The organism is Agrococcus beijingensis, from assembly GCF_030758955.1.
In the GTDB taxonomy this organism is placed as follows: Bacteria; Actinomycetota; Actinomycetes; order Actinomycetales; family Microbacteriaceae; genus Agrococcus; species Agrococcus beijingensis.
The window spans coordinates 1,498,882-1,521,993 of sequence record NZ_CP132360.1; the positions used below are offsets into that span (position 1 = coordinate 1,498,882).

23 protein-coding genes and 1 riboswitch are annotated in these 23,112 nt (G+C 73.8%); of the genes, 8 read left to right on the top strand and 15 right to left on the bottom strand.

Going from position 1 to position 23,112, the window contains the following annotated elements; translation table 11 throughout:
- Window positions 1-50 precede the first annotated feature (50 nt).
- On the bottom strand, window positions 51-1,511 hold the full coding sequence (locus Q9250_RS07215; protein WP_306231185.1) for an ABC transporter ATP-binding protein: 1,461 nt from the start codon (window positions 1,509-1,511) through the stop codon (window positions 51-53).
- Window positions 1,508-2,176 carry an ECF transporter S component gene (locus Q9250_RS07220; protein ID WP_306231186.1) on the bottom strand — a complete coding sequence of 223 codons (669 nt, stop codon included), beginning with the start codon at window positions 2,174-2,176 and terminating at the stop codon, window positions 1,508-1,510. The genes Q9250_RS07215 and Q9250_RS07220 overlap by 4 nt, the downstream gene beginning before the upstream one ends.
- A gap of 22 nt (window positions 2,177-2,198) precedes the next feature.
- Window positions 2,199-2,308, bottom strand: a riboswitch (TPP riboswitch).
- A gap of 45 nt (window positions 2,309-2,353) precedes the next feature.
- Here Q9250_RS07220 and Q9250_RS07225 point away from each other — a divergent pair.
- Entirely contained in the window at window positions 2,354-3,115 is a 762-nt protein-coding gene (locus Q9250_RS07225; protein WP_306231187.1) for an SGNH/GDSL hydrolase family protein, read from the top strand.
- A gap of 15 nt (window positions 3,116-3,130) precedes the next feature.
- Here the strand turns inward: Q9250_RS07225 and Q9250_RS07230 are convergent, their stop codons facing one another.
- The gene (locus Q9250_RS07230) at window positions 3,131-3,976 is read right to left on the bottom strand and encodes a DUF3097 domain-containing protein (RefSeq protein WP_306233945.1); all 846 of its coding nucleotides are present in this window, start codon (window positions 3,974-3,976) and stop codon (window positions 3,131-3,133) included.
- A 38-nt stretch (window positions 3,977-4,014) separates the two neighbouring features.
- Complete coding sequence (locus Q9250_RS07235) at window positions 4,015-5,049, bottom strand: LLM class F420-dependent oxidoreductase (protein WP_306231188.1); 1,035 nt, start codon at window positions 5,047-5,049, stop codon at window positions 4,015-4,017.
- Window positions 5,050-5,144: 95 nt separating this feature from the next.
- Here Q9250_RS07235 and Q9250_RS07240 point away from each other — a divergent pair, with 95 nt between their 5' ends.
- On the top strand, window positions 5,145-6,071 hold the full coding sequence (locus Q9250_RS07240; RefSeq protein ID WP_306231189.1) for an LLM class F420-dependent oxidoreductase: 927 nt from the start codon (window positions 5,145-5,147) through the stop codon (window positions 6,069-6,071).
- Window positions 6,072-6,144: 73 nt separating this feature from the next.
- Here Q9250_RS07240 and Q9250_RS07245 read toward each other — a convergent pair whose 3' ends face one another.
- From Q9250_RS07245 to Q9250_RS07265, 5 genes are all read right to left on the bottom strand, one after another.
- A complete protein-coding gene (locus Q9250_RS07245) occupies window positions 6,145-6,417 on the bottom strand; it encodes a GlsB/YeaQ/YmgE family stress response membrane protein (RefSeq protein ID WP_306233946.1) in 273 nt (90 codons plus the stop codon).
- Window positions 6,418-6,543: 126 nt separating this feature from the next.
- Window positions 6,544-8,055, bottom strand: coding sequence for an Asp-tRNA(Asn)/Glu-tRNA(Gln) amidotransferase subunit GatB (gene gatB / locus Q9250_RS07250; RefSeq protein ID WP_306231190.1), 1,512 nt, complete (start codon window positions 8,053-8,055; stop codon window positions 6,544-6,546).
- The gene (gene gatA, locus Q9250_RS07255) at window positions 8,052-9,566 is read right to left on the bottom strand and encodes an Asp-tRNA(Asn)/Glu-tRNA(Gln) amidotransferase subunit GatA (protein ID WP_306231191.1); all 1,515 of its coding nucleotides are present in this window, start codon (window positions 9,564-9,566) and stop codon (window positions 8,052-8,054) included. The genes gatB and gatA overlap by 4 nt, the downstream gene beginning before the upstream one ends.
- On the bottom strand, window positions 9,563-9,862 hold the full coding sequence (gene gatC, locus Q9250_RS07260) for an Asp-tRNA(Asn)/Glu-tRNA(Gln) amidotransferase subunit GatC (RefSeq protein WP_306231192.1): 300 nt from the start codon (window positions 9,860-9,862) through the stop codon (window positions 9,563-9,565). Before gatC ends, gatA begins: the two co-directional genes overlap by 4 nt.
- Before the next feature lie 35 nt (window positions 9,863-9,897).
- A complete protein-coding gene (locus Q9250_RS07265; RefSeq protein WP_306231194.1) occupies window positions 9,898-10,830 on the bottom strand; it encodes a YdcF family protein in 933 nt (310 codons plus the stop codon).
- A 66-nt stretch (window positions 10,831-10,896) separates the two neighbouring features.
- Between Q9250_RS07265 and Q9250_RS07270 the strand changes: the two genes are divergently transcribed.
- Complete coding sequence (locus Q9250_RS07270) at window positions 10,897-11,943, top strand: Rv2578c family radical SAM protein (protein ID WP_306231195.1); 1,047 nt, start codon at window positions 10,897-10,899, stop codon at window positions 11,941-11,943.
- A gap of 2 nt (window positions 11,944-11,945) precedes the next feature.
- Here the strand turns inward: Q9250_RS07270 and Q9250_RS07275 are convergent, their stop codons facing one another.
- The 4 genes from Q9250_RS07275 to ligA are packed head-to-tail and all read right to left on the bottom strand — an operon-like array spanning window position 11,946 to window position 16,204.
- The gene (locus Q9250_RS07275; RefSeq protein ID WP_306231196.1) at window positions 11,946-12,332 is read right to left on the bottom strand and encodes a type II toxin-antitoxin system VapC family toxin; all 387 of its coding nucleotides are present in this window, start codon (window positions 12,330-12,332) and stop codon (window positions 11,946-11,948) included.
- Between the two features lie 17 nt (window positions 12,333-12,349).
- On the bottom strand, window positions 12,350-12,619 hold the full coding sequence (locus tag Q9250_RS07280; protein WP_306231197.1) for a hypothetical protein: 270 nt from the start codon (window positions 12,617-12,619) through the stop codon (window positions 12,350-12,352).
- A gap of 58 nt (window positions 12,620-12,677) precedes the next feature.
- The gene (locus Q9250_RS07285) at window positions 12,678-13,817 is read right to left on the bottom strand and encodes an AAA family ATPase (protein ID WP_306231198.1); all 1,140 of its coding nucleotides are present in this window, start codon (window positions 13,815-13,817) and stop codon (window positions 12,678-12,680) included.
- A complete protein-coding gene (ligA, locus tag Q9250_RS07290; protein ID WP_306231199.1) occupies window positions 13,814-16,204 on the bottom strand; it encodes an NAD-dependent DNA ligase LigA in 2,391 nt (796 codons plus the stop codon). Before ligA ends, Q9250_RS07285 begins: the two co-directional genes overlap by 4 nt.
- A gap of 189 nt (window positions 16,205-16,393) precedes the next feature.
- On the opposite strand from ligA, the gene Q9250_RS07295 reads away from it, so the two are divergent.
- Window positions 16,394-16,804 (top strand): DUF4383 domain-containing protein, encoded by a 411-nt coding sequence (locus Q9250_RS07295; RefSeq protein WP_306231200.1) that lies wholly within the window; start codon window positions 16,394-16,396, stop codon window positions 16,802-16,804.
- Between the two features lie 8 nt (window positions 16,805-16,812).
- The gene (locus Q9250_RS07300) at window positions 16,813-17,304 is read left to right on the top strand and encodes a hypothetical protein (protein WP_306231201.1); all 492 of its coding nucleotides are present in this window, start codon (window positions 16,813-16,815) and stop codon (window positions 17,302-17,304) included.
- Window positions 17,305-17,319: 15 nt separating this feature from the next.
- Here the strand turns inward: Q9250_RS07300 and mnmA are convergent, their stop codons facing one another.
- Window positions 17,320-18,441: a tRNA 2-thiouridine(34) synthase MnmA gene (mnmA, locus tag Q9250_RS07305; protein ID WP_306231202.1), complete on the bottom strand. Its 1,122-nt coding sequence runs from the start codon at window positions 18,439-18,441 to the stop codon at window positions 17,320-17,322.
- Between the two features lie 70 nt (window positions 18,442-18,511).
- On the opposite strand from mnmA, the gene Q9250_RS07310 reads away from it, so the two are divergent.
- Both Q9250_RS07310 and Q9250_RS07315 read left to right on the top strand, forming a co-directional pair.
- Window positions 18,512-19,294: a glycosyltransferase family A protein gene (locus Q9250_RS07310; protein WP_306231203.1), complete on the top strand. Its 783-nt coding sequence runs from the start codon at window positions 18,512-18,514 to the stop codon at window positions 19,292-19,294.
- A complete protein-coding gene (locus Q9250_RS07315) occupies window positions 19,291-19,854 on the top strand; it encodes a DUF2238 domain-containing protein (protein WP_306231204.1) in 564 nt (187 codons plus the stop codon). The genes Q9250_RS07310 and Q9250_RS07315 overlap by 4 nt, the downstream gene beginning before the upstream one ends.
- Here Q9250_RS07315 and Q9250_RS07320 read toward each other — a convergent pair.
- Window positions 19,851-20,978: a cysteine desulfurase family protein gene (locus tag Q9250_RS07320; RefSeq protein WP_306231205.1), complete on the bottom strand. Its 1,128-nt coding sequence runs from the start codon at window positions 20,976-20,978 to the stop codon at window positions 19,851-19,853. The genes Q9250_RS07315 and Q9250_RS07320 overlap by 4 nt on opposite strands.
- Before the next feature lie 20 nt (window positions 20,979-20,998).
- Between Q9250_RS07320 and glgX the strand changes: the two genes are divergently transcribed.
- The gene (gene glgX, locus Q9250_RS07325; protein WP_306231206.1) at window positions 20,999-23,107 is read left to right on the top strand and encodes a glycogen debranching protein GlgX; all 2,109 of its coding nucleotides are present in this window, start codon (window positions 20,999-21,001) and stop codon (window positions 23,105-23,107) included.
- Window positions 23,108-23,112: the final 5 nt, after the last annotated feature.

The following is a 23,112-nucleotide window of genomic DNA, read 5'->3' on the forward strand; positions in this document are numbered from 1 at the left end:
TGCACCAGAGTCGGTCGCGCGCGCCTTCGCGCCGTCGGAAGACGATTGCCTCACGATGCACCGCCCAGCCGCAGCACCCGGTCGCCGAGCACCCGCTCGACATCCGCGTCGTGCGTGACCGCGACCACCGCGCATCCCTGGTCGTCGACCAGCGAGGCGATGAGCCGCACCATCTCCTGCCAGGTGCGGCGATCCTGCCCGAAGGTCGGTTCGTCGAGCACCATCACGCGCGGCGCCGGCGCGAGCACCGTCGCCACGGAGAGCCGGCGCTGCTCGCCGCCCGAGAGCGTGAACGGGTTGGCGTCGGCGAGCGCCTCGAGCCGCAGCGCCGCGAGCAGGGCGCCGACGCGCGCGTCGACCTCAGGCTGCGGCAGCGCCAGCGCCAGCAGGCCCGCTGCGATCTCGTCGCGCACCCGCGCGGCGACGAACTGGTGCTCGGGCTGCTGGAAGACGGTGCCGATGCGCCGCGACAGCTGCTTCGGCCGCCATCGGATCGGCTCCGGCGCCGCCACGTCGCTGCGCAGTGCTTCGGTCGCCACCACCCGGCCCGAGACCGGCGGCAGCAGACCGCCCAGCGTGAGCGCCAGCGTCGACTTGCCGGCGCCGTTCGGGCCGGTCACGACCAGCGCCTCCCCCGCCCGGATCGACAGCTCGACCGCCTCGTGCACCGCGACCCGACCGCGTCCTGAGCGCAGCGCATCCGTCGTCAGGAGCGCATCGCGCGGCGCACCCTGCTCGACCGAGCGGCGCCCGCGCGCGACATCGACCGGCAGGCCCGGCACCCAGACGCCGTCGTGCGCGAGCTGCTCTCGGTGGCGGTCGAGCACCTCGTGCGGCGAGCCGTCGGCCGCTGCTCCCCCGCCTGCCTCGAGCACCACGACGCGGTCGACCACTGGCAGCCAGGTGTCGACGCGGTGCTCGACGACCACGAGCGTCGCGCCGGTGTCGGCGGCGACGCGCGCCACCGCATCCCGCACCTCGACGACCCCGACGGGGTCGAGGTTGGCGGTCGGCTCGTCGAGCAGGATGAGCCCCGGCCGCATCGCGATGACGCCGGCGAGCGCCAGCCGCTGCCGCTGCCCGCCCGAGAGCGCCGCGGTCGATCGGTCGAGGCCGACGTCGAGGCCGACCGCGTCGAGCGCCGCCCGCACCCGCAGCCAGATCTCGTCGCGCGGCACCGCCAGGTTCTCGCAGCCGAAGGCCACGTCGTCGCCGACGCGCGACATGATCGTGTTCGCCTGCGGATCCTGCAGCACCAGCCCGGCGGTGCCGCGCAGCCGCGTCGGGTGCGCGCCGTCGACGGTCAGCTCTCCCGACTCGTCGCCCTCGTCCTCGCCGCCGAGCACGCCGGCGAGCGCGGCGAGCAGGGTCGACTTGCCCGCGCCGGAGGGCCCGAGCAGCAGCACGCGCTCGCCGGGCTCGATGTCGAGGTCGAGCCCGGCGACAGCGGGCGCCTGGCGGCTCGCGTGCCGCCAGCCCCAGCCGCGGGCCCGGATGCGGGAGCCGGTCACCGGGTGCGCGACCGCCCCGACGCGAAGCGGTCGAGCACGCCCGTCGCGGCGAGCGCACGCGTCAGCAGCCAGCCGAGCAGGCCGGCCAGCAGCGCGCCCGAGACGATGAGGCAGGCGAGGTAGATGACGAGGAATTCGCCGCTCATGGCCAGGTTGCCGGAGGTGAAGAGCTCGAGGGTCCAGGCGAAGACGCCCGAGGCGGCGCCCGCGAGCATCGCGACGAGCACGCCGAAGCGGCGGTACGCGAAGAGCAGGAAGATCAACTCGGCGCCGAGTCCCTGCGCGACGCCGGAGTAGACGGTCTCGATCGACCACTGCGCACCGAGCAGCATCGAGACGCTGGCGGCGAGCAGCTCGACGAAGAGCGCGGCGCCGGGCTTGCGGATGATGAGCCCGCCGAGCACGCCGCCGATCAGCCAGATGCCGACGGCGAGGCCGCCGAAGCCGGGCGTCAGCGCGTCCATCGCGCTGAACCAGACGAAGCCGACGCCGTTCCAGACGACGAACAGCAGGCCGGTCGCGACGCCGAGCACGGCGGCGACGACGATGTCGACGACCCGCCAGCGAACCAGTCGACGAGCGGGTGCGGTGGCATCCGACAGGGCGGATGCGGTGGGTGCGGTGCCGTCGACGGTGGCGCCGACGGGCTGGGATGCGTTGTGCATGAGTGCCTTCCTCGAACGAGACGGCACGGGTGATGTGTCCTCCCTGCGCTGGCATGATCCAGATCAGGTTTGACGGTCGAAGACTTCGGTCTTCCTCTCAGCCCGGCGCACCGGACTCCCGTGTCGCAGAGAGTCTAGCCCGGTTGCGCCGCACGCGTCGGCACCTAGGCTGGTCGCGTGCAGGGCATCGGATCGTTCGTGGCCATCGGCGACAGCTTCACGGAGGGCGTCGGCGACGAGCTGCCCGACGGCTCCGTGCGGGGCTGGGCCGACTTCGTCGCCGCGGGCCTCGCGACCGCGCAGGGCGGGCCGGTGCGCTACGCGAACCTCGCGATCCGCGGCCGGAAGCTCGGCGGCATCCTGCACGAGCAGCTCGAGGCCGCCATCGCCCTCGGGCCCGACGCGATCAGCATCAACGGCGGCGGCAACGACATCCTGCGCCCGCGCGTCGCGATCGACCACGTCGGCGAGCGCCTGGCCGAGGCCGCGCACCGCATCGCTGCCGCCGGCATCCGCCCGATCATGCTCTCGGGCGGCAACCCGAGCGCCGTGATGCCGATCGGCGCGGTCATGCAGCGGCGCGGCGACGCGCTCGCCCGGGCGGTGCGGGCGCGCGTCGCCGACCTCGACGCGCCCTACGTCGACAACTGGAGCGACCCCGAGCTGCGCGCGCCGCGCTTCTGGTCGCGCGACCGGCTGCACCTGAACGCCGCCGGCCACGCGCACGTGGCGCGCAACGTGCTGCGCGCGCTCGGCTACGACGCGCCGGAGGGCTGGCGCGACCTCGCGGGCACCTCGACCGCCGAGGGCATGCGCGACATCGGCTACTACCGCGAGTTCGTGCTGCCGTGGCTCGGCCGCCGCTTCACCGGCCGCTCCTCCGGCGACGGCCGCGACCCGAAGCTGCCCGGCTTCGTCGAGGTGCCGCCGATCGGCTGAGCGGTCAGCGGGCGGTCAGGCCGCGGGGGCCGTCACGAAGTCGATCAGCTCCTCGACGCGCCCCAGCAGCTCGGGCTCGAGGTCGTTCCAATCGCGCACGCGGGAGCGCATGCGCTGCCACGCCCTCCCGACGTCCTCCTGGCTGCCATGGGGCATGCCGAGCCGCTGGAGCGTGCCGCGCTTCCAGTCCTCGCCGCGCGGCACCTCTGGCCAGGCCGCGATGCCCAGCCGCGCCGGCTTGATCGCCTGCCAGATGTCGATGAACGGATGCCCGACGATGCGCACGTGCGCACCGTGCGGCCCGCTCGTCACGGCCTCGGCGATGCGGGTCTCCTTCGAGCCGCGCACGAGGTGGTCGAGCAGGATGCCGAGCCGCCGCTCGCGGGTCGGCCGGAACTCCGCCACGATCGCGGCCAGGTCGTCGGCGCCGTGCAGCGGCTCGACCACGACGCCCTCGACGCGCAGGTCGTGGCCCCACACCTGCTCGACCAGCTCAGCGTCGTGCACGCCCTCGACGAGGATGCGGCTCGGCAGCGCCACGCGCGCCTTCAGGTCGGCGACGGCGCGAGAGCCCGATGCGGTGCGGGTGGGACCTGCGGCCGCCTTCGCCGCGGCCGGCACCAGCTCGACCTCGACGCCGTCGACGAAGAAGCCACGGCCGAGCGGGAACGCCCGCACCTTGCCGCGCCGATCCTCGAGGTGCACGTTGCCCGACTCGACGCCGACGACAGCGCCGACGTAGCCGTCGTGCCGCTCGACGACCAGCTCGCGCTCGGCCGGCACCCGCCTGGGCGGAGCGGGCGTGCGTGCCGCCCTCGCCTCCGCGGAGAGCACGTCTCCGCCCCAGGAGCCCCAGTCCATCCCGATGCCGTTCGCCACCGGATGAGCCTACGTCGAGGTCACTCCCGCAGCCGTGCGACGGCCCGGAGCGCCTCGAGATCGCCCTGCACGAGGATGCGCGTGACGACCGACTCCTCCCAGCGCGCGAGCCCGTCGCGCACCCGATCGATCGGCCCGATCAGCGCGATCTCGTCGACGAGCCGCGTCGGCACGGCGGCGATCGCCTCGGCCTTGCGGCCCGCGAGGTAGAGCTCCTGGATCGCGAGGCACTCCGCCTCGAACCCGAGCCGCGCGACCGCGTCGAAGTGGAAGTTCGCGCCCTTCGCCCCCATGCCGCCGACGTAGAGCGCGATCATCGGCCGCAGCCGATCGGCGGCCGCCTCGACGTCGTCGTCGACGACGATCGGCACCGGCACCGACACCTCGAAGGCATCCGCCGGCGGCAGCGCCGCGTCGCGCTTGGCGAAGCCCTCCGCGAGCAGCGCCCGCGCGTCGGCGTCGTTCGCGGGCGAGAACAGGAACGGCAGCCAGCCGTCGGCGATCTCAGCGGCCAGGGCGGTGTTCTTCGGGCCCTCGGCCGCGAGGTGGATCGGGATGTGCGGGCGCACCGGGTGGAGCGTCGACATCAGCGGCTTGCCGAGCCCGGTCGTGCCCTCGCCCGTCAGCGGCAGCGGCAGCTGCGGCCCCGCGGCCGTCACCGGCGCCTCGCGCGCCATGATGCTGCGCAGGATCGCGACGTACTCGCGGGTGCGCGCCAGCGGCTTCGGGAACGGCTGGCCGTACCAGCCCTCCACCACCTGCGGGCCGCTGACGCCGAGCCCCAGGATCACCCGGCCGCCCGAGAGGTGGTCGAGCGTCATCGCGGTCATCGCCGTCGAGGCGGGCGTGCGCGCCGACAGCTGCGCGATGCCGGTGGCGAGACCGATGGTCGTCGTCGACGCTCCCCACCATGCCAGCGGCGTGAACGCATCCGACCCGTAGGCCTCGGCCGTCCACACCGAGTCGAAGCCGAGCCGCTCGGCCTCCTGCACCGCCTCGAGCGCGCCTGCCGGCGGGCCGGCCTTCCAGTAGCCGAGCATGTAGCCGTAGTCCATGCAGCGATCGTGGCATCCCCACGGGCCGCAGCGGCGCCGGTTGTCGGCGATCCACGACGCGGCCGCGATCGGCGCGGGCTCCTTAGGCTGGCCGCATGGACTTCCGCATCTTCACCGAGCCCCAGCAGGGCGCCTCCTACGACGAGCTGCTCGCGGTCGCGCTGCGCACCGAGCAGCTCGGCTTCGACGGCTTCTTCCGCTCCGACCACTACCTGCGCATGGGCGACGGCGACCCGGGTTACGGGCCGACGGATGCGTGGACGACGCTGGCAGGGCTCGCTCGCGACACCGAGCGGGTGCGGCTGGGCACGCTCGTCTCCTCCGTCACCTACCGGCTGCCGGGGATCCTCGCCGTGCAGGCGGCGAACGTCGACCAGATGTCGGGCGGCCGCGTCGAGCTGGGCCTCGGCACCGGCTGGTTCGAGCGGGAGCACACCGCGTTCGGCATCCCCTTCCCCGAGCGGCGCTTCGACCTGCTCGAGGAGCAGCTGGCGATCGTCACCGGGCTGTGGGCGACCCCCGCAGGGGCGCGCTTCACCTTCGAGGGCGACCACTACCGGCTCGAGGACTCCCCGGCCCTGCCGAAGCCGACGCAGGCGCGGCTGCCGGTGATCGTCGGAGGCCTGGGCGAGCGGCGCACTCCGCGACTGGCGGCCGAGTTCGCCGACGAGCACAACCTGCCGTTCCCCGCCTTCGACCGCATCCGTCCGCTGTTCGCCGCGCTCGATCGCGCCGTCGAGCAGGCCGAGCGCAGCCGGCCGATCGTGCGCTCGGCAGCGCTCGTGACGGTGGTCGGCGACGACCCGGCGACATTCGCCCGCCGCGCGGCGGCGATCGGCCGGGAGCCGGCGGAGCTGCGCGAGCACGGCGTCGCGGGCACCCGTGCAGAGGTCGAGGACCGGATCGGAGCGCTCGCCGAGGCGGGCGTCGAGCGGCTCTACCTGCAGGTGCTCGACACGACCGACCTCGACCACCTCGACGAGATCGCGTCCATGGTGGGTGTGCGCGCCGCGGCAGCCTGAGCGCGGACGCCGGAGTCCGGGGACGCGAAAGGGGGCTGCCCGCAGGCAGCCCCCTTCGTGCGTCCGTCGAGCGTCAAGCGCTGGCGCGACCGCGGTTCTTGGTCAGCAGGCCGTAGATCAGCAGCACGATGATCGCACCACCGATGGCCAGCAGCCACGTCGAGATGTCGAAGAAACCCTCGATGCCGGTGTTGAACAGCACCGAGCCGATGAAGCCTCCGAGCAGCGCTCCGACGACACCGAGGATGAGGGTCATGATCCAGCCACCGCCCTGACGGCCGGGGAGGATCAGCTTTGCGATAGCACCGGCGATGAGGCCGAGGACGATCCAACCGAGAATGCCCATGTGTTGTGGTCCCTTCTCTGTGCAGCGGTGCAAGGTGACTCCGCTGGGCCCCGCCGTTGCGGAACCAGGAATACCTTGGCGCAGATTCCTGGTGGATTCCTGCACGGCACCTGAGTGACGCATAGGTCAGCCGGCTGCGCGCTCCAGTACGATCTCGCGCACCCGCGCCGCGTCCGCCTGGCCGCGCATCGCCTTCATGACGGCACCGATGACCGCACCCGCGGCCTGCACCTTGCCGTCGCGGATCTTCGCGAGCACGTCGGGCTGGGCGGCGAGCGCCTGGTCGACGGCCGCCACGAGCGCGGTCTCGTCGGTGACCACCTGCAGGCCGCGCGCGGCGGCCACCTCGCTCGGGCTGCCCTCGCCGGCGATGACGCCCTCGAGCGCCTGGCGCGCCAGTCGGTCGTTGAGCGTGCCCGCGTCGATGAGCTGCTGCAGCTCGGCGACGTGCGCCGGCTCGACCAGCGACTCGGCCTCGACGCCGCGCTCGTTGGCGACGCGGGCGATCTCGCCCGTCCACCACTTGCGCGCCGACTGGGGCGATGCGCCGGCGGCCACCGTGGCCTCGAGCAGGTGCAGCATGTCGCCGTTCACGACGTCCTGGAACTCGAGGTCGGTGAAGCCCCAGTCGCCCTTGAGACGGCGACGACGGGCGACGGGCTGCTCGGGCAGCTCGGCGCGCAGCTCCTCGACCAGCGCTCGGCTCGGCTGCACGGGCAGCAGGTCGGGCTCGGGGAAGTAGCGGTAGTCGTCGGCATCCGACTTGGGGCGTCCCGGGCTGGTGGTGCCGGTGTCCTCGTGCCAGTGGCGCGTCTCTTGCGTGATCGTGCCGCCGGCGTCGAGGATCGCCGCCTGGCGCTGGATCTCGTAGCGCACGGCGCGCTCGACCGAGCGCAGCGAGTTGACGTTCTTCGTCTCGGTGCGGGTGCCGAGCTTCGCGTCGCCGCGCGGGCGCAGGCTCACGTTGGCGTCGCAGCGCAGGTTGCCGCGCTCCATCCGCGCCTCGGAGATGCCGAGCGACAGCACGATGTCGCGGATGGTGGCGACGTAGCGCTTCGCGATCTCCGGTGCGTCGTGCTCGGCGCCGAAGATCATGTTCGTGACGATCTCCACCAGTGGCACGCCCGCCCGGTTGTAGTCGACCAGCGAGTACTCGGCGCCCTGGATCCGGCCGGTCGAGCCGCCCACGTGCGTGAGCTTGCCGGCGTCCTCCTCCATGTGGGCGCGCTCGATCGGGATGGTGACGATGCGGCCGTCGGCCAGCTCGATCTCGACCTGCCCGTCGAAGGCGATGGGCTCGTCGTACTGCGAGATCTGGTAGTTCTTCGGGGTGTCCGGGTAGAAGTAGTTCTTGCGCGCGAAGCGGCTCGACTCGGCGATCTGGCAGCCGAGCGCGAGGCCCAGCGAGATCGACGAGCGCACCGCCTGCTGGTTGACCACCGGCAGACTGCCGGGCAGGCCGAGGCTCAGCGGGTCGATCAGCGTGTTGGGCGCGGCGTCGTGGAACTCCGGATTAGCGGGGTTCGGCGCGGCGGAGAACATCTTCGTGCGGGTGCCGAGCTCGACGTGCACCTCGAAGCCGAGCACGGGCTCGAACAGCTCGAGGGCCTTGTCGAAGTCCATCAGCCTGTCCTTCATCGGGTCGCCTCCGCAAGCTCCGGTGCCTTCGTCGTCAGGATGCCGCCCCAGCGGTCGGCGAGCAGCGCCTCGATGGTGGCGCCGGCGCGGTAGAGCCGCTCGTCCTCGAACATCGGCGCCAGCAGCTGCAGGCCGACGGGCAGGCCGTCGTCGCCGAGCCCCATCGGCAGCCCCATGCCGGGGATGCCGGCGAGGTTGGCCGGGATCGTCGTGATGTCGTTGGCGTACATCGCGAGCGGGTCGTCGAGCTTCTCGCCGAGCTTGAACGCCGTGGTGGGCGCGGCCGGGCTGATGAGGATGTCGGCCTGCTCGAACGCGGCGTCGAAGTCGCGCTGGATGAGCGTGCGCACCTTCTGCGCGGAGCCGTAGTAGGCGTCGTAGTAGCCGGCGGAGAGGGCGTAGGTGCCGAGGATGATGCGGCGCTTCACCTCGGAGCCGAAGCCAGCCTCGCGCGATGCCGCCATGACGTCCTCGACGGTCTGGCCGGGTCGCTCGACGCGCAGGCCGAACCGCACGGAGTCGAAGCGTGCGAGGTTCGACGAGGCCTCCGCCGGGAGGATCAGGTAGTAGGCGGCGACCGAGTACGCGAACGACGGGCACGAGACCTCGACGACGTCAGCACCCGCATCCGTCATGAGCTGCACCGCCTCCTGGAAGCGGGCGTCGACGTCGGCGGCGATGCCGTCGCTGTCGAGCTCCTTGACCACGCCGACCTTCATGCCCTGCAGGCTGCCGGCCGCCGCGCCCTCTCGGGCGGCGGCGGCGAACGACGGCCAGGCGCGGTCGAGGCTGGTGGAGTCGTGCGGGTCGTAGCCGCCGATGACGTCGTGGATGAGCGCCGAGTCGAGCACGGTGCGCGTGACGGGGCCGACCTGGTCGAGGCTCGACGCCAGCGCGATCGAGCCGTAGCGGCTGACGCCGCCGTAGGTGGGCTTGACGCCGACGGTGCCGGTGACGGATGCGGGCTGGCGGATCGAGCCGCCGGTGTCGGACCCGAGCGCGAAGGGCGCCTCGAACGCGGCCACCGCAGCGGCCGAGCCGCCGCCGGAGCCGCCGGGGATGCGGTCGGTGTCCCAGGGGTTGCGAGTGGGGCCGTAGGCGGAGTGCTCGGTCGACGAGCCCATCGCGAACTCGTCCATGTTGGTCTTGCCGAGCGGCACGAGGCCCGCGGCCTTCAGGCGCGCGACGGGCGTGGCGTCGTACGGGGGCACCCAGCCCTCGAGGATGCGCGAGCCCGAGGTCGAGGGCATGCCGATCGTGCAGAGCACATCCTTGATGGCGACCGGCGCTCCGGCGAGCGCGTGCAGCTGCTCGCCCGCGGCGCGGCGCTCGTCGACGGCGCGCGCCTGGTCGAGCGCGCCGGCGTTGATGTGGAGGAAGGCGTGGATCTCGCCGTCGACCGCGGCGATCCGGTCGAGGTGCGCCTGGGTCGCCTCGACGCTCGAGACCTCGCCGCTCGTGAGCAGGCCTGCGAGCTCGTGGCCCGCGAGGCGCGTGAGGTCGCCGCTCACTGCTCCTCCCCCAGGATCGCCGAGACGCGGAAGCGCTCGCCGTCGTGGCTGGGGGCGCCGCGCAGCGCCTGCTCGGTGGTCAGCGTGTCGCCCACGATGTCGTCGCGCATGACGTTGGCCATCGGCACCGGGTGGCTCGTCGCCGGCACGTCGTCGCCGGCGACCCGGTTGACGGTGGCGATCGCGTCGACGATCTTCGCCAGCTCGCTCGTGAGGCTCGTCACCTCGTCGTCGGTGAGCGCGATGCGGGCCAGTCCAGCCAGGTGCTGGACCTCCTCGCGGGTGATCTCGGACATGCGTCTCCTCGTCGGCTGCGGGGGTTCGCTCAATCCTACGGCTGTGCGATCAGGGCCCAGACCGCCAGGGCCTCGAGCAGCACGGCCGCCACGACGCAGCTCCAGCGGTGGTCGGCCGCGATCGCGAGCGCTTCCCGCACGATCGCGCCCGGCCGGTACGAGGGCCGCGTCCAGGCGCCGACGACCGTGCCGTCGATGCCCGCCTCGGCGAGCAGCCAGGCCGTGCGGTAGGCGTGATACTCGCTCGTGACCACCGCGAGCGGCAGCTCGGTGACCAGCGACCTCGAGAGCGCGAGGTTCTCGCGGGTGCTCGTCGACCGCTCCTCGAGATCGATGGCTGCGGCCGGCACACCCAGGTGCTGCTGGAGATGCTCGGCCATCGCCGACGCCTCGGTGCGCACCTCGTCGTTGCCCTGGCCTCCCGAGACCAGGATGCGGGCGCCGGGTCGGGCATCGAGCGCCTCGCGCCAGAGCTCGGCCCCGCGCTCGACCCGACGGCGCAGCAGCGGGCCGACGGCGCGCCCGCGCAGGCCCGCGCCCAGGATCAGCACCGTGCCGGGCGCAGGCTCGGCGCGCGAGCGGCGCGCGTAGAGCGCCATCGCCGTCAGCAGCACGGCGAAGGCGAGGCCCGCGGCCCACAGAGGGAGCGCGAGCAGCAGCAGCGCGCGGGCGACGGCCGGGGCCGGCACAGCCGCGAGCGCGATGCCGGCGGCGAGCAGCAGCATGCCCGCGCCGAGCAGCGCGATGAGCACGTCGGTCGCGCGCACCCGCACCAGCCGGGTCAGCACCAGCGCGTGCCAGAGCGAGCCGCCGCCGAGTCCGGCGGTCGCGATGGCGGCGGCGCTCACCAGCAGCGGCTCGGGCACGGCCGGGGCGAGCACGAGCGCGAGCAGGCAGGTGGCGGCCGTGACGAGCGCGACGGCGCCGAGCGCGGGGCGGAGCACCCGCATCCGCCGCCCGTCTGCCACGCTCAGCACCCTACAAGCGGCGCGTCGCGCTTGCGCCGCGATCGAACGTGTGTTCGAATGTCGGGCATGCGATGGGAAGGCCAGACCGCGACGCACATCGACGCCGACGCCCTGCCCGGTCTCGAGGAGCGCGCGAGCGTGCTCGAGTCGTGGCCGACGCCGGGCTTCGACGGCATGTCGTTCCTCGAGATCACCGCGAAGAGCGCGCTGAACCACGTGCCGGGCGACGGCTTCATGGGCGGCACGTGGACGATCAACCCCTACCGCGGCTGCCAGCACGCGTGCCGCTACTGCTTCGCGCGCAACACCCACACCTATCTCGACCTCGACGCGGGCGCCGACTTCGACTCGCGCATCGTCGTGAAGGCCAACCTGGTCGACGTGCTGGAGCGCGAGCTCGCCGGGCCGCGGCGCGACGTGCAGGCGGTGCAGCTGGGCACGAACACCGACCCGTATCAGCGCGCCGAGGGCCGCTACCGGCTCATGCCCGGCGTGCTGCGGGCGCTCGCTCGGCACGGCGCCTCGATCTCGATCCTCACGAAGGGCACGCTGCTGCGCCGCGACCTGCCGCTCTTGGCCGAGATCGCGAAGGAGGTGCCGGTCTCGGTGGCGATGTCGATCGCGATCTTCGACGACGAGCTGCAGCAGCAGGTGGAGCCGGGCACCCCGACGACGCGCTCACGGCTCGAGACGGTTCGGGCCGTGCGCGAGGCCGGGCTCGACTGCGCCGTCTTCGCGATGCCGATCCTGCCCGGGCTCACCGACACCCGCGCGCATCTCGAGGGCGCGTTCGCGGCGATCGCCGAGGCGGGCGCGACGAGCGCGATCGCCAGCGCCCTGCACCTGCGGCCCGGCGCGCGCGAGTGGTACACGGCCTGGCTGCGGCAGGAGCATCCGGAGCTCGTGCCGCTCTACGGCCGCGTGTACGGGGGCGGCACCTACGCGCATCCGGAGTACCGCGCGTGGTTGCGCGAGCGCATCCGCCCGCTCGTGCGCCGCCACCGGCTCGCGCCCGTGCGCACGACCGCGGGCACCGGGCTCGCCGCTCCCCCGCCGCGCGCGCGGCAGCTGCCGTCGACGAGCGAGCCGCTGCCGGCGACGACGCTGTTCTGAGCTCAGACCTCGTGCGCGCGCAGTCCCCTGTGGCGCGCCGCTCTCGCGACCGCACGGTCGGTCGTCGCGAGCTGGGCACCGAGAAGCTCTGCAGTGTGCACCACGACCGCGTCGGGCATTCGGAGGCCCGTTTCACTGCGGATGGTCGCGATCGCCGCCGCGCCGTCCGCAGAGAGCGCGATTCGTGCCACACCGAGCTGTTCGATAGCCCGCTCGGCGCGGCTCAGGATGCCTCTGCTGGCCGGGTGCGCGAGACATTCAGCGATCGTCAGCACACTCGCAGCCAGCGGCGCGGGCGCGAGACTGTTGAGGAGCTCCTCGGTTCGTGCGTGCAGCGCGTCATCCCCGTCGAGGTGCGCGATGATCACGCCGGCGTCGAGCACGACCACCGCCGGAGAGGCTTGGCTCACGCGGGCCACTCCGCACGCAGACGCTCGCGTTCGCCGGGCTCGTACACGCCGGAGAGCGCGCCCGCAGTCGTACGGATTGCCTCGAGTCGCTCGGCGATCGCCTGCTCGACGGCGCTCTCAGCGTGTTCTGCGCCACGTTCGATGAGCTTGCGCAGCAGCGCCGGCCGGTCGTCGCGCAGTTCGGGCCAGGCGCGAGCCGCGATGTCGAGCGCGTGCTCGATCGCCTCGGTCTCCGTGATGGAATGTCGCGGCCTTGTCGTCGGCATGGCTTGAGTGTAGCACCGGCCACTCGGTGCAGCACTGACCCTGTGGCGCCTGGGCCGGTCAGCGGCTCGGCCAGTGCCAGCCCGGCTGGTCGAGCGGGCCCTCGCGGCCCGCGACGACCGTCTCGCCCGACTGCTTCTCGAGCTCGATCCGCAGGCCCCCGAGCTCCTCGGCCAGCCGCGGGTGGTGGGTCACGACGATCACCTGGGTCGACGCGGCCGCCGAGCGGATGCGCTCGGCGAGGGCAGGCAGCAGATCGGCGTGGAGGCTGCGCTCGGGCTCGTTCAGCACGATGAGGCTCGGCTTCTCGGCCGACAGCATCGCGGCGGTCAGCAGCAGGTACTGCAGCGTGCCGTCCGAGAGCTCCGGCGCCGTCAGCGGCCGCAGCATGCCCGGCTGCGCCAGCGCAACCGTCATGCGCCCGTCGACGACCGGCAGATGCAGGGCCGAGCCCGGGAACGCATCCTCGATCGCCCTCGAGAGCTCGCGGTCCCATCCCAGCTCGACCGCCGTCTGCAGCACCGCCGCGAGGTTGGCGCCGTCGTCGTCGAGCCGCGAGGCGCGCGTCGCGACCTGCGGCTGGCGGGCGGGAGCGGTGAGGTCGGTGCGCAGGGCGTCGTGGAGGCGCCAGCCGCGCAGCATGCGCCGGGCGCCGGCGAGCTCCGCGGCCTCCTGGTGGCCGGCGAGCTCGTCGAGCACCGACGCCCACGGGTGGAGCCCGGCGGCGAGGTCGACCCAGCCCGCGTCGGTGCGCGTGCGAGCGAGTCCGCGCCTGCGCTCGACCAGCACGCCCGCGGGGCGCGGGTCGGCGCCGGCGAAGACGTGCTCCTGCTTGATCTCCGGATCACGATCGAAGGCGCTCTGCAGCGCCACCGGCAGCCCCAGGTCGATCGCGTAGCCCAGCTCGTCGGTGGCGACGCCGAGCCGCAGTGACACCGGGCCGCTGCGCACGGTGCCCTCGGTGGGCTGGCCGCGGCGCGTGCCCCGCTCGGGCCCCGCCCACCGCACCGCATCGAGGCCACCGAGCTCGGCGAGCGAGCCCACGATGCGTCCGTCGCCGCAGTCGGCGAGCAGCCGCAGCGCCCGGTACAGGCTCGACTTGCCCGAGCCGTTCGCGCCCGTGACGACCGTGAGCGGCGCCAGGTCGACCACCAGCGAGCGGATCGAGCGGTAGCCCTCGATCGCGAGGCGCGTGATCACGCTGGGAGCGCAGGCGCGGCGGGCAGCGCGTCGGGCCCCTGCTCGACGAGGACGCGGAAGCCCTCCGCGTCGAGGATGCGGATGCCCAGCTCCTCGGCCTTCGCGAGCTTCGAGCCGGCACCGGGGCCCGCCGCGACGAAGTCGGTCTTCTTCGACACGCTCGACGCCGCCTTGCCGCCGGCGGCGATGATCGCCTCCTGCGCGCCCTCGCGGGTGTAGCCCTCGAGGGTGCCGGTGGCGACGACCGTCAGCCCGGCGAGCACGCCGCCGCGCTCGGCAGCCGCACCGGGACCGGGGTGGCCGGGCGTCGCGAACCGCACCCCGGCATCCCGCCACGCCTGCACGATGTCGCGGTGCCAGTCGACGGCCAGCCACTCGAGCACGGCGTCGGCGATCGTCGGGCCGACGCCCTCGACCTGCGCGAGCTCCTCGGGGCTGGCCGCCTCGATCGCCGACAGCGAGCCGAACCAGTCGGCGAGGGCGCGCGCGGCGACCGGGCCGACGTGGCGGATGTTGAGGGAGACCAGCTGCCGCCAGAGATCCTTGGTCTTCGCGCGCTCGAGCTCGGCGAGCAGCGTCTCGGCCTGCTTCGAGGGGTGGGCGACCCGTGTCTTGGTGATGCCCGCCTTGCGGCGCTCCGCGGCGGTCAGGCCCTCCGCCTCGGCCGGGTACTCGTCGCGCAGCACCTGGAACGGCCGCCGCACCACGGGCGCGCCGTCGTCGTCGAGCTTCGGCTGCCCCGTCTCGGCGTCGCGCACGACCACCTCGATCGGCACGAGCGTGTCGAGCGTGAGCGCGAACAGGCCCGCCTCGGTGGGCAGCGGCGGCTCGGCCGGCACGCTCGGCTGCGTGAGCGCCGCGGCGGTCACCTCGCCGAGCGCCTCGACGTCGAGCGCGCCGCGGCTGCCGATGTGCTCGACCCGCCCGCGCACCTGCGCCGGGCAGTCCTTGGCGTTGGGGCAGCGCAGGTCGACGTCGCCCTCCTTCATCGGCCGCAGCGTCGTGCCGCACTCGGGGCAGGCCTCCGGCATCACGAACGCGCGCTCGCTGCCGTCGCGCAGCTCGACGACGGGCCCCAGCACCTCGGGGATCACGTCGCCGGCCTTGCGCAGCACCACGGTGTCGCCGATCAGCACGCCCTTGACGCGCACCACATCCTGGTTGTGGAGCGTCGCCTGCCGCACCACGGAGCCCGCCACCTGCACGGGCGCCATGTTGGCGTACGGGGTCGCCCTGCCGGTGCGGCCGACGCTGACCACGATGTCGAGCAGCGTCGTGTGCACCTCCTCGGGCGGGTACTTGTAGGCGATCGCCCAGCGGGGCGCGCGGCTCGTCATGCCCAGCTCGGCGTGCAGCGCCAGCTCGTCGACCTTCACGACGATGCCGTCGAGCTGGTGCTCGACCGCGTGCCGCCGCTCGCCGAAGCGCTCGACGTACGCGACCACGTCATCGACGCCCCGCAGCACCTCGACGTGCGGGCTCGTCGGCAGGCCCCAGTCGGCCAGCAGGCCGTAGACCTCGCTCTGCGCAGCCACCGGCGGGTCGGGCCAGGCGCCGAAGCCGTGCACGTACATCGCGAGCGCCGCGATGCGCTCCTCGCCGGCCTCGCGCTCGAGCCCGGTCTTCTTCTCGAGCTGCTGGCGCAGTCCGCCCGAGGCGGCGTTGCGGGGGTTCGCGAACGCCGGGAAGCGTCGGGCGGCACGATCGGCCGCCTTCTCGAGGTCGAACTCGCCGCGCGTGGCCGCCGGCCGCGCGGCCCACCTGGCGCGGTCCTCCTCCACAGAGCGGTCGCGCAGCTGCGCCTGCAGGGCGTTGAGCCGCTCGAACGCCTCGACCGGGATGAAGACCTCGCCGCGCACCTCGACGAGGGGCGGATGCGCGGTGCCGGTCAGGCGCTCGGGGATCCCGGCCACCCGCAGCGCGTTGGCCGTCACCACCTCGCCGACGCGGCCGTCGCCGCGAGTGGCCGCGGAGGTCAGCACGCCGTGCTCGTAGCGCAGCGACAGCGCCAGCCCGTCGATCTTCAGCTCGGTCAGCCACGCCACCGGCCGACCGGCAGCCGCCTCGGCCTTGGCGCACCACTCGCGCAGCTCGTCGATCGAGAACACGTTGTCGAGGCTGAGCATGCGCTCGCGGTGCTCGATCGTCGGCAGACCGCCGGTCGTGCCGCCCTGCACCGCCTGCGTCGGGGAGTCCTGGCTCTGCAGCTCGGGATGCTCGCGCTCCAGCGCGTCGAGCTCGCGCACCAGCGCGTCGTACGCGGCATCGTCCATGATCGCGGCGTCGCGGTCGTAGTAGGCGGCGCTCGCCGCCTCCAGGGTCGCGCGGAGCTCCTGCGCTCGCGCGTTGGCGTCGCTGAGGGAGGCGTCGGCCTCGATTCCCACCATGTCCCCATTGTGCACGGTGCCGCCCACGTGCATCCTGGCGCCAGCGCATCCCTATGCGTGGGCTGTCCGTCCGGCCAGGATTCCCGATCACCGACCCAATCCGTCTCGACCAGGGCTCCGAACCCCGTACGACACCCAAGGCGCCACCCCGGCGCGAGGCCCGCAACGGCCATCACACAAGGAGGAGTCATGACTCAGTCCCCCAACCGGCTCGTCGCCACGATCTTCGGCGCGGTCTACCTGCTGGTCGGCGTGCTCGGCCTCTTCGTCGCCGGCGGCAACTTCGCCGGCCAAGAGGGCGGCCTGCTGCTCGGCATCTTCCAGGTCAACCACCTGCACAACATCGCCCACCTGCTCATCGGCGGCGCCCTGCTCGCCGCCGGCCTGCGCAGCACCCCCGCTGCCAAGAGCGTCAACATCGCCGTCGGCGCCGTCTACCTGCTGCTCGGCATCGTCGGGTTCTTCCTGGTCGGCACCGCGCTGAACATCCTGGCCCTCAACACCCCCGACCACATCCTGCACCTCGCCTCGGCCATCGTGCTGCTCGGCACCGGCCTGGCGCTCGACCGCAGCGCGAGCACGTCGCGCGCTGCGATCTAGGGGGACGCATGGATGCGCTGACGCGGGTCTGGGGGGCCGTGGCAGCGCTCGGCGCGGCGCTCATCGCTCTGGCGGTGGGCGCCGCGGCCACGCCCTGGGTCGCGGTGCCGCTGCTGGCAGCGGGCGTGGCGCAGGCGGTCGTCGGCGTCATCGCCCTGCAGGGACGCCGCTGGCCCTCGGTCGCGGTGCTGACGCCTATGCTCGTGCCCACCGTGGTCTGGCTGGCCGCGCTCCTCGCCGTGCCCGAGACGGCCGCGGCGCTGCCCATGGCGCCGCTGCTGGCCGAGACCGTGCTGGCGCTCGGCGCCGGTGCGCTGCTGCTCCTGCGGCGGCCGAGCGACGCCGAGCCCAAGCCGCTCGCGACCGTGCTCGGCCTGCTGAGCGCTGCGGCGGTCGTGGCGACCGTGGCCACCACGGCCCTCGCCGGCACGAACGCGGGCGCCTTCGCCGTGCCGCACGGCGAGCACGGCCTGACGGTCCAGGAGCACAGCGGGCACTGAGCCCGCGAGCACCGATCAGGCCGCGATCACGTCGGCTACCACCGTGCGGTCGATGGTGCACTGCCCCAGCACGCGCGTGCCGAGGTACAGCACCGCCGACTGGCCGGTCGCGACGCCGGTGAGCGGCTCGTCGGCGTCGATGACGAGCTCGTCGCCCTGCATGCGGGCGCGCGCGGGCACCGGGTCGGCGTGGGCGCGGATCTGCACCTCGACCTCGAGCCCGTCGCCGCTGGCGTCGTCTCCGACGAGGGCCGGATGCGGTGCCCCGGCATGGGAGATGCGGCTGCCGGCGAGGCGCGACACCGCGAGCGCCTCCTTCGGCCCCACCACGATCTCGCGCGTCGCGGGCTTCACCTCGAGCACGAAGCGCGGGCGACCGTCGGGCGACGGCACCCCGAGCGACAGCCCGCGGCGCTGGCCGACCGTGAAGCCGTGCACGCCGTCGTGGCTGCCGACGACGGCGCCGTCGCGGTCGACGATCTCGCCCGGATCGCTGCCCAGCCGCTCGGCCAGGAACCCGCGGGTGTCCCCGTCGGGGATGAAGCAGATGTCGTGGCTGTCGGGCTTCTGCGCCAGCAGGAAGCCGCGCTCGGCCGCCTCGGCGCGCACCTCGGCCTTCGAGGGGGTGTCGGCGAGCGGGAACCAGCAGTGCGCGAGCTGCGACGCGGTGAGCACGCCCAGCACATAGGACTGGTCCTTCGCCCAGTCGGCGGCCCGGTGCAGCTGGGGCCCCTCGGCGGTGTGCTCGACACGCGCGTAGTGGCCGGTGACGACGCGGTCGAAGCCGAGCCCGATGGCCCGGTCGAGCAGCGCCTCGAACTTGATCTTCTCGTTGCACCGCAGGCACGGGTTGGGGGTGCGGCCGGCGGCGTACTCGTCGACGAAGTCCTGCACCACGTCGCCGTGGAAGCGCTCGGAGAAGTCCCAGACGTAGAAGGGGATGCCGAGCCGGTCGGCGACGCGGCGGGCATCCATGGCGTCCTCGACGGTGCAGCAGCCGCGGCTGCCCGTGCGGAGCGTGCCGGGCATGCGGCTGAGCGCCAGGTGCACGCCGACGACCTCGTGCCCGGCGTCGACGGCGCGCGCGGCCGCGACGGCCGAGTCGACGCCCCCCGACATGGCTGCCAGCACCTTCATGCGCACCTCCCGACTGATCAGGGTACCGACTCAGCCCGGATGGCTCAGGCCCGTGTGCGAGGGTGCCGACGTGAGCGCTCGGTCCACGACGCCGCCGCGCGTCTCCGTCGTCATCCCCGTGCGCGATGACGCTCGAGCACTCCGCGCGTGCCTCCGCAGGCTCGCTGCGCAGACCGTCGCCCCGTTCGAGGTGATCGTCGTCGACAACGGCAGCCGCGACGACAGCATCGACGTGGCGCGCGCGGCCGGGGCGACGGTGCTCGAGGAGCCGCGGCCGGGCATCCCGGCGACGGCCGCTCGCGGCTACGACGCGGCGGCCGGCGAGGTGATCGCGCGCTGCGACGCCGACTCGCTGGTGCCGCGCGACTGGATCGAGCGCATCGCGGCCGCGTTCGCGGCCGACGACGCGCTCGACGCCCTGACCGGGCCGGGCAGGTTCCACGACCTGCCGCGGCCCTGGGCAGGGCTCGCGAGCGCCGCCTATGCGCTCGGCGTCTTCGGCGTCGCAGGGGCCGCGGTCGCGAACGTGCCCGTGTGGGGCTCCAACATGGCGCTGCGACGCTCGGCCTGGCTGGCGATCGCCGACCGCGTGCCGCGCGACGACCCGCAGCTGCACGACGACCTCGACGTGTCGATGCGGCTCGGTCCCGACGCTCGCGTGCGCCTCGACCCCAGGCTGCGGGTGCGCGCGCAGGGCCGCATGTTCCGCAGCCGGGCCGACGTGCGCCGCCGCTTCTCGGTCGCCATGCGCACCTTCCGGCGCGGCTGGGCCGACGAGGGCTCGCCGGGCCGCCGCTGGCTGCGCAGGCTCGGGCAGCCGCGGCCGCGGCCGCGGCGGCGGGGCCGGCGATGACCGAGCCGTTCGGGCCTCGGCGCTGGCTGATCGCCGACGCGGTGCGGGTGCTCGGCGCGCTGTCGGTGCCGCTCGCCTGGGCGCTGGTCGACGCCACGGCGGCCGCGGTGCTGCTGCTCGTGCTCGGCGGCGCCGTGGTGGCCCGCACGGCGCGGCTGCCGCAGCCGGTCGACACGGCCGTGCAGCTCGTGCTGCTCGCCGCGGGCTGGTTCGCGGCGCTCGGCGCCTACGACGCCATCCCGGGGCTCGACCTCGCCACCCACGTCGCGGCGGGCGCGGCGCTCGGCCTGCTCGCCCGGGCGCTGCTGCTGCGCGCCCGGCTGCTGCCCGACGGCCGCGGTCGCTGCCGCGCCACCGCCCGCATCCTGCACACGACCACGGCGGTCATCGCGCTGGGCCTCCTCTGGGAGCTCGGCGAGTGGGCGGGCCACATCGGCGTCTCGAGCGCGATCGGCGTCGGCTACGAGGACACGCTGAGCGACCTGGTCGCCGACCTGGTCGGCGCCGCGGTGGCGGTGTCGGCGTGGGAGCTCGTCGCGCGGCGCCGTCGAGCGAGCTAGAGCGAGCGTGCCCGCGCGATCGCCGTCGGCAGCGCGGCGAGCAGCACGTCGACCTCGGCGGCGGTCGTCGTGCGGCCGAGCGAGAGGCGCAGCGGCGCGACGCCCTCGAGGCCGCACGCGCGCACCACGTGCGACTCGCGCGACACCCCGGCCGAGCAGGCCGAGCCGTTCGAGACGGCGAAGCCGCCCTCGTCGAGCAGGAACTGCAGCGCCTCGCCCTGCGCCCCCTCGACCACCAGGTGCGCGATGTGCGGCAGCCGCTCCTCGGCGGCCAGCAGCCGCACCCCCGGAAGGGGTGCGACGGCCGTGCGGATGCGCTCCGTCAAGCCGTGCAGGCGCGTCGCCTCGGTCTCGAGCTCGGCGAGCGCCTCCTCGGCGGCGAGCGCGAACAGCGACGCCCCGAGCGCATCCTGCGTGCCGGAGCGGAGCCCTCGCTGCTGCCCGCCCCCGTGGTGCAGCGCCTCCAGCCGCGCGTCGCGGCGCACGACGAGCGCACCGACGCCATGGGGGCCGCCGATCTTGTGGCTCGCGACGCTCAGGAGCGAGGCGCCGGTCTCGGCGAACCGCAGCGGCAGGTGCCCGAACGCGCCTACGGCGTCGAGGTGCAGGGGCACGCCCGCGCGAGCGGACGCATCCGCCACCGCCTGCACCGGCTGCAGCGACCCGACCTCGTTGCTGGCGACCAGCATCGTCGCGACGGCAGCGCCCGGCAGCGCGGCGGCGAACGCCTCGGCGTCGGTCACGGCGCGGCCGTCGACCGGGATCCAGCGCGGCTCGGCCCCCTGCCGCGCGAGCCACTCGACCGCGTCGAGTGTCGCGTGATGCTCGGCGACCGGCACGACGAGCGCACCGGGGCCGTCGGCGCCGCCGGCTGCGCGCGCCGCCCACCAGGTGCCCTTCAGCGCCAGGTTGATCGACTCGGTGCCGCCGGAGGTGAGCACGATCTCGGTCGGGTGCGCGCCCAGGGCTGCGGCGAGGCGCTCGCGCGCGTCCTCGAGGACGGCGCGGGCACGCTGGCCCTCGCGGTGCGTCGACGCGGGATTGGCCAGCGGCGCCGCCGTCGCGAGCGCGCGGCGCACCGAATCCCGCATGGGGGTCGCCGCGGCGTGATCGAACTGGTGCACGCTCCCCTACCCTAGAGCGCGTGGGGGATTCGAACGTTCGAGAGCGCGGGCTCGAGCCGACCCCCGGCGGCCACCGCCTCACCGTCTGGTCGAAGCACGCCACGGCGATGCAGCTGCGCGTGTTCGACCCGCACGACCCCGACTGGCTGCTGCACACGCTGCCGATGGAGCGGGTCGGCGACGACTTCACGATCGAGACCGAGCTGCTCGAGATCGGCACGCCCTACGCGATCGGCGTCGAGGGCCCCACCGGCGCCGGCCACGCGTTCGACCCGCAGCGCAACGCCGTGCCGCCGCATGCGCGCGGCATCATCCGCACCCCGCACGGCCAGCACCGGGCGACGGTCATCGACCCGACCTTCGACTGGGGCGGCGTCGGCCGGCCCGAGGTGCCCCTCGACCGCCAGGTGATCTACGAGGCGCACGTGAAGGGCCTCACGAAGCTGAGCCCGCACATGCCGACCGAGCTGCGCGGCACCTACGCGGGCCTCGCGCATCCGTCGACGATCGACTACCTGCAGCAGCTCGGCGTCACCACGGTGCAGCTGCTGCCGATCCACCTGTTCGTCTCCGAGCAGCGGCTGCTGCAGCAGGGCCGCGTCAACTACTGGGGCTACAACACGCTCAGCTGGTTCGCCCCGCACGGGGCGTACGCGTCGCGCAACGCCCGCTTCGACGGCACCGGCGGCGTGCTGCGCGAGGTCAAGGGCATGATCCGCCTGCTGCACGAGGCGGGCATCCAGGTGTTCCTCGACGTCGTCTACAACCACACGTCCGAGGAGGGCATGGGCGGGCCGCCGTCGAGCCTGCGCCTGATCGACAACGCCTCGTACTACCGCGTCGGCGGCGACGGCGGGCTGGTCGACTGGACCGGCTGCGGCAACACCGTCGACTTCTCGGTGCCCGCGGCGCAGCAGCTGGTGCTCGACTCGCTGCGGTACTGGCGCAGCGAGTTCCAGATCGACGGCTTCCGCTTCGACCTGGCGACCACGCTCGGCAGGGGCGCCGACGGCGCCTACGACCCCGAGCATCCGCTGCTCGAGCGCATCCTCGACGATCCCGCGCTGCAGGGCGCCACCATGATCGCGGAGCCCTGGGACATCGGGCCCGACGGCTGGAAGACCGGCAGGTTCCCGGGCGGCTACACCGAGTGGAACGACCGCTTCCGCGACACGGTGCGGCAGTTCTGGCTCAGCGACTACCGCTCCTTCCGGCACGGCGGCCAGGGCGCCACCGGCGTCGGACCGCTCGCCCACGCCGTGTCGGGCTCCGAGGGGCTGTTCGACTCCAGCCGCGGACCGCTCGCGAGCCTCAGCTTCATCACCGCGCACGACGGCTTCACGCTCGCCGACCTCGCCCGGTACGACCGCAAGCACAACGAGGCGAACGGCGAGGACAACCGCGACGGCGCCGACGAGAACCGCTCGTACAACCACGGGCTCGAGGGCCGCACCGACGACGTCGGCGTGCAGCTCGACCGGCGCAAGTCGATGCGCAACCTGCTGGGCACGCTGCTGGTGTCGGCCGGCGTGCCGATGCTGACGATGGGCGACGAGTTCGGCCGCACGCAGCGCGGCAACAACAACGCCTACTGCCAGGACTCGGCACTGACATGGATGCGCTGGGAGCGGAAGGACTGGCAGGACGCGTTCCTCGCCCAGACCCGGCGCCTGCTGCAGCTGCGGCGCGAGCACCCGGCGCTGCGGCCGCTCGAGTACGGCCAGGCCGGCCAGCGCATGGCCGGCAGCTCGAGGCTCGATTGGTTCAACGCGGCGGGCGCCGCGATGACGATCGACGACTGGGATCACTCGCACGACCGCACGATGCAGATGCTCGCCGAGTCGACGCCGGCCGAAGAGGACTACTCGCGGGTGCTGGTGGTCTTCCACGGCTCGCCGCGCGACACGATCGTCACGGCCCCGATGGCCGACGGCGCCACCGAGTACGAGCTGCTCTGGGACTCCGCGAGCGACCTGCTCGGCGACGAGCGGGTGACGCCCGGCGCGGGTGTGCTGATGGCCGCCATGAGCATGCGCGTCTACACGGTGCACGGGCTGCCGAGCGGCGGCGAGCCCGAGGCGACCGTGGTGCGGCTGCGGATCCCGCCGTCGCCGCCGACCGCCGAGTAGGCGGC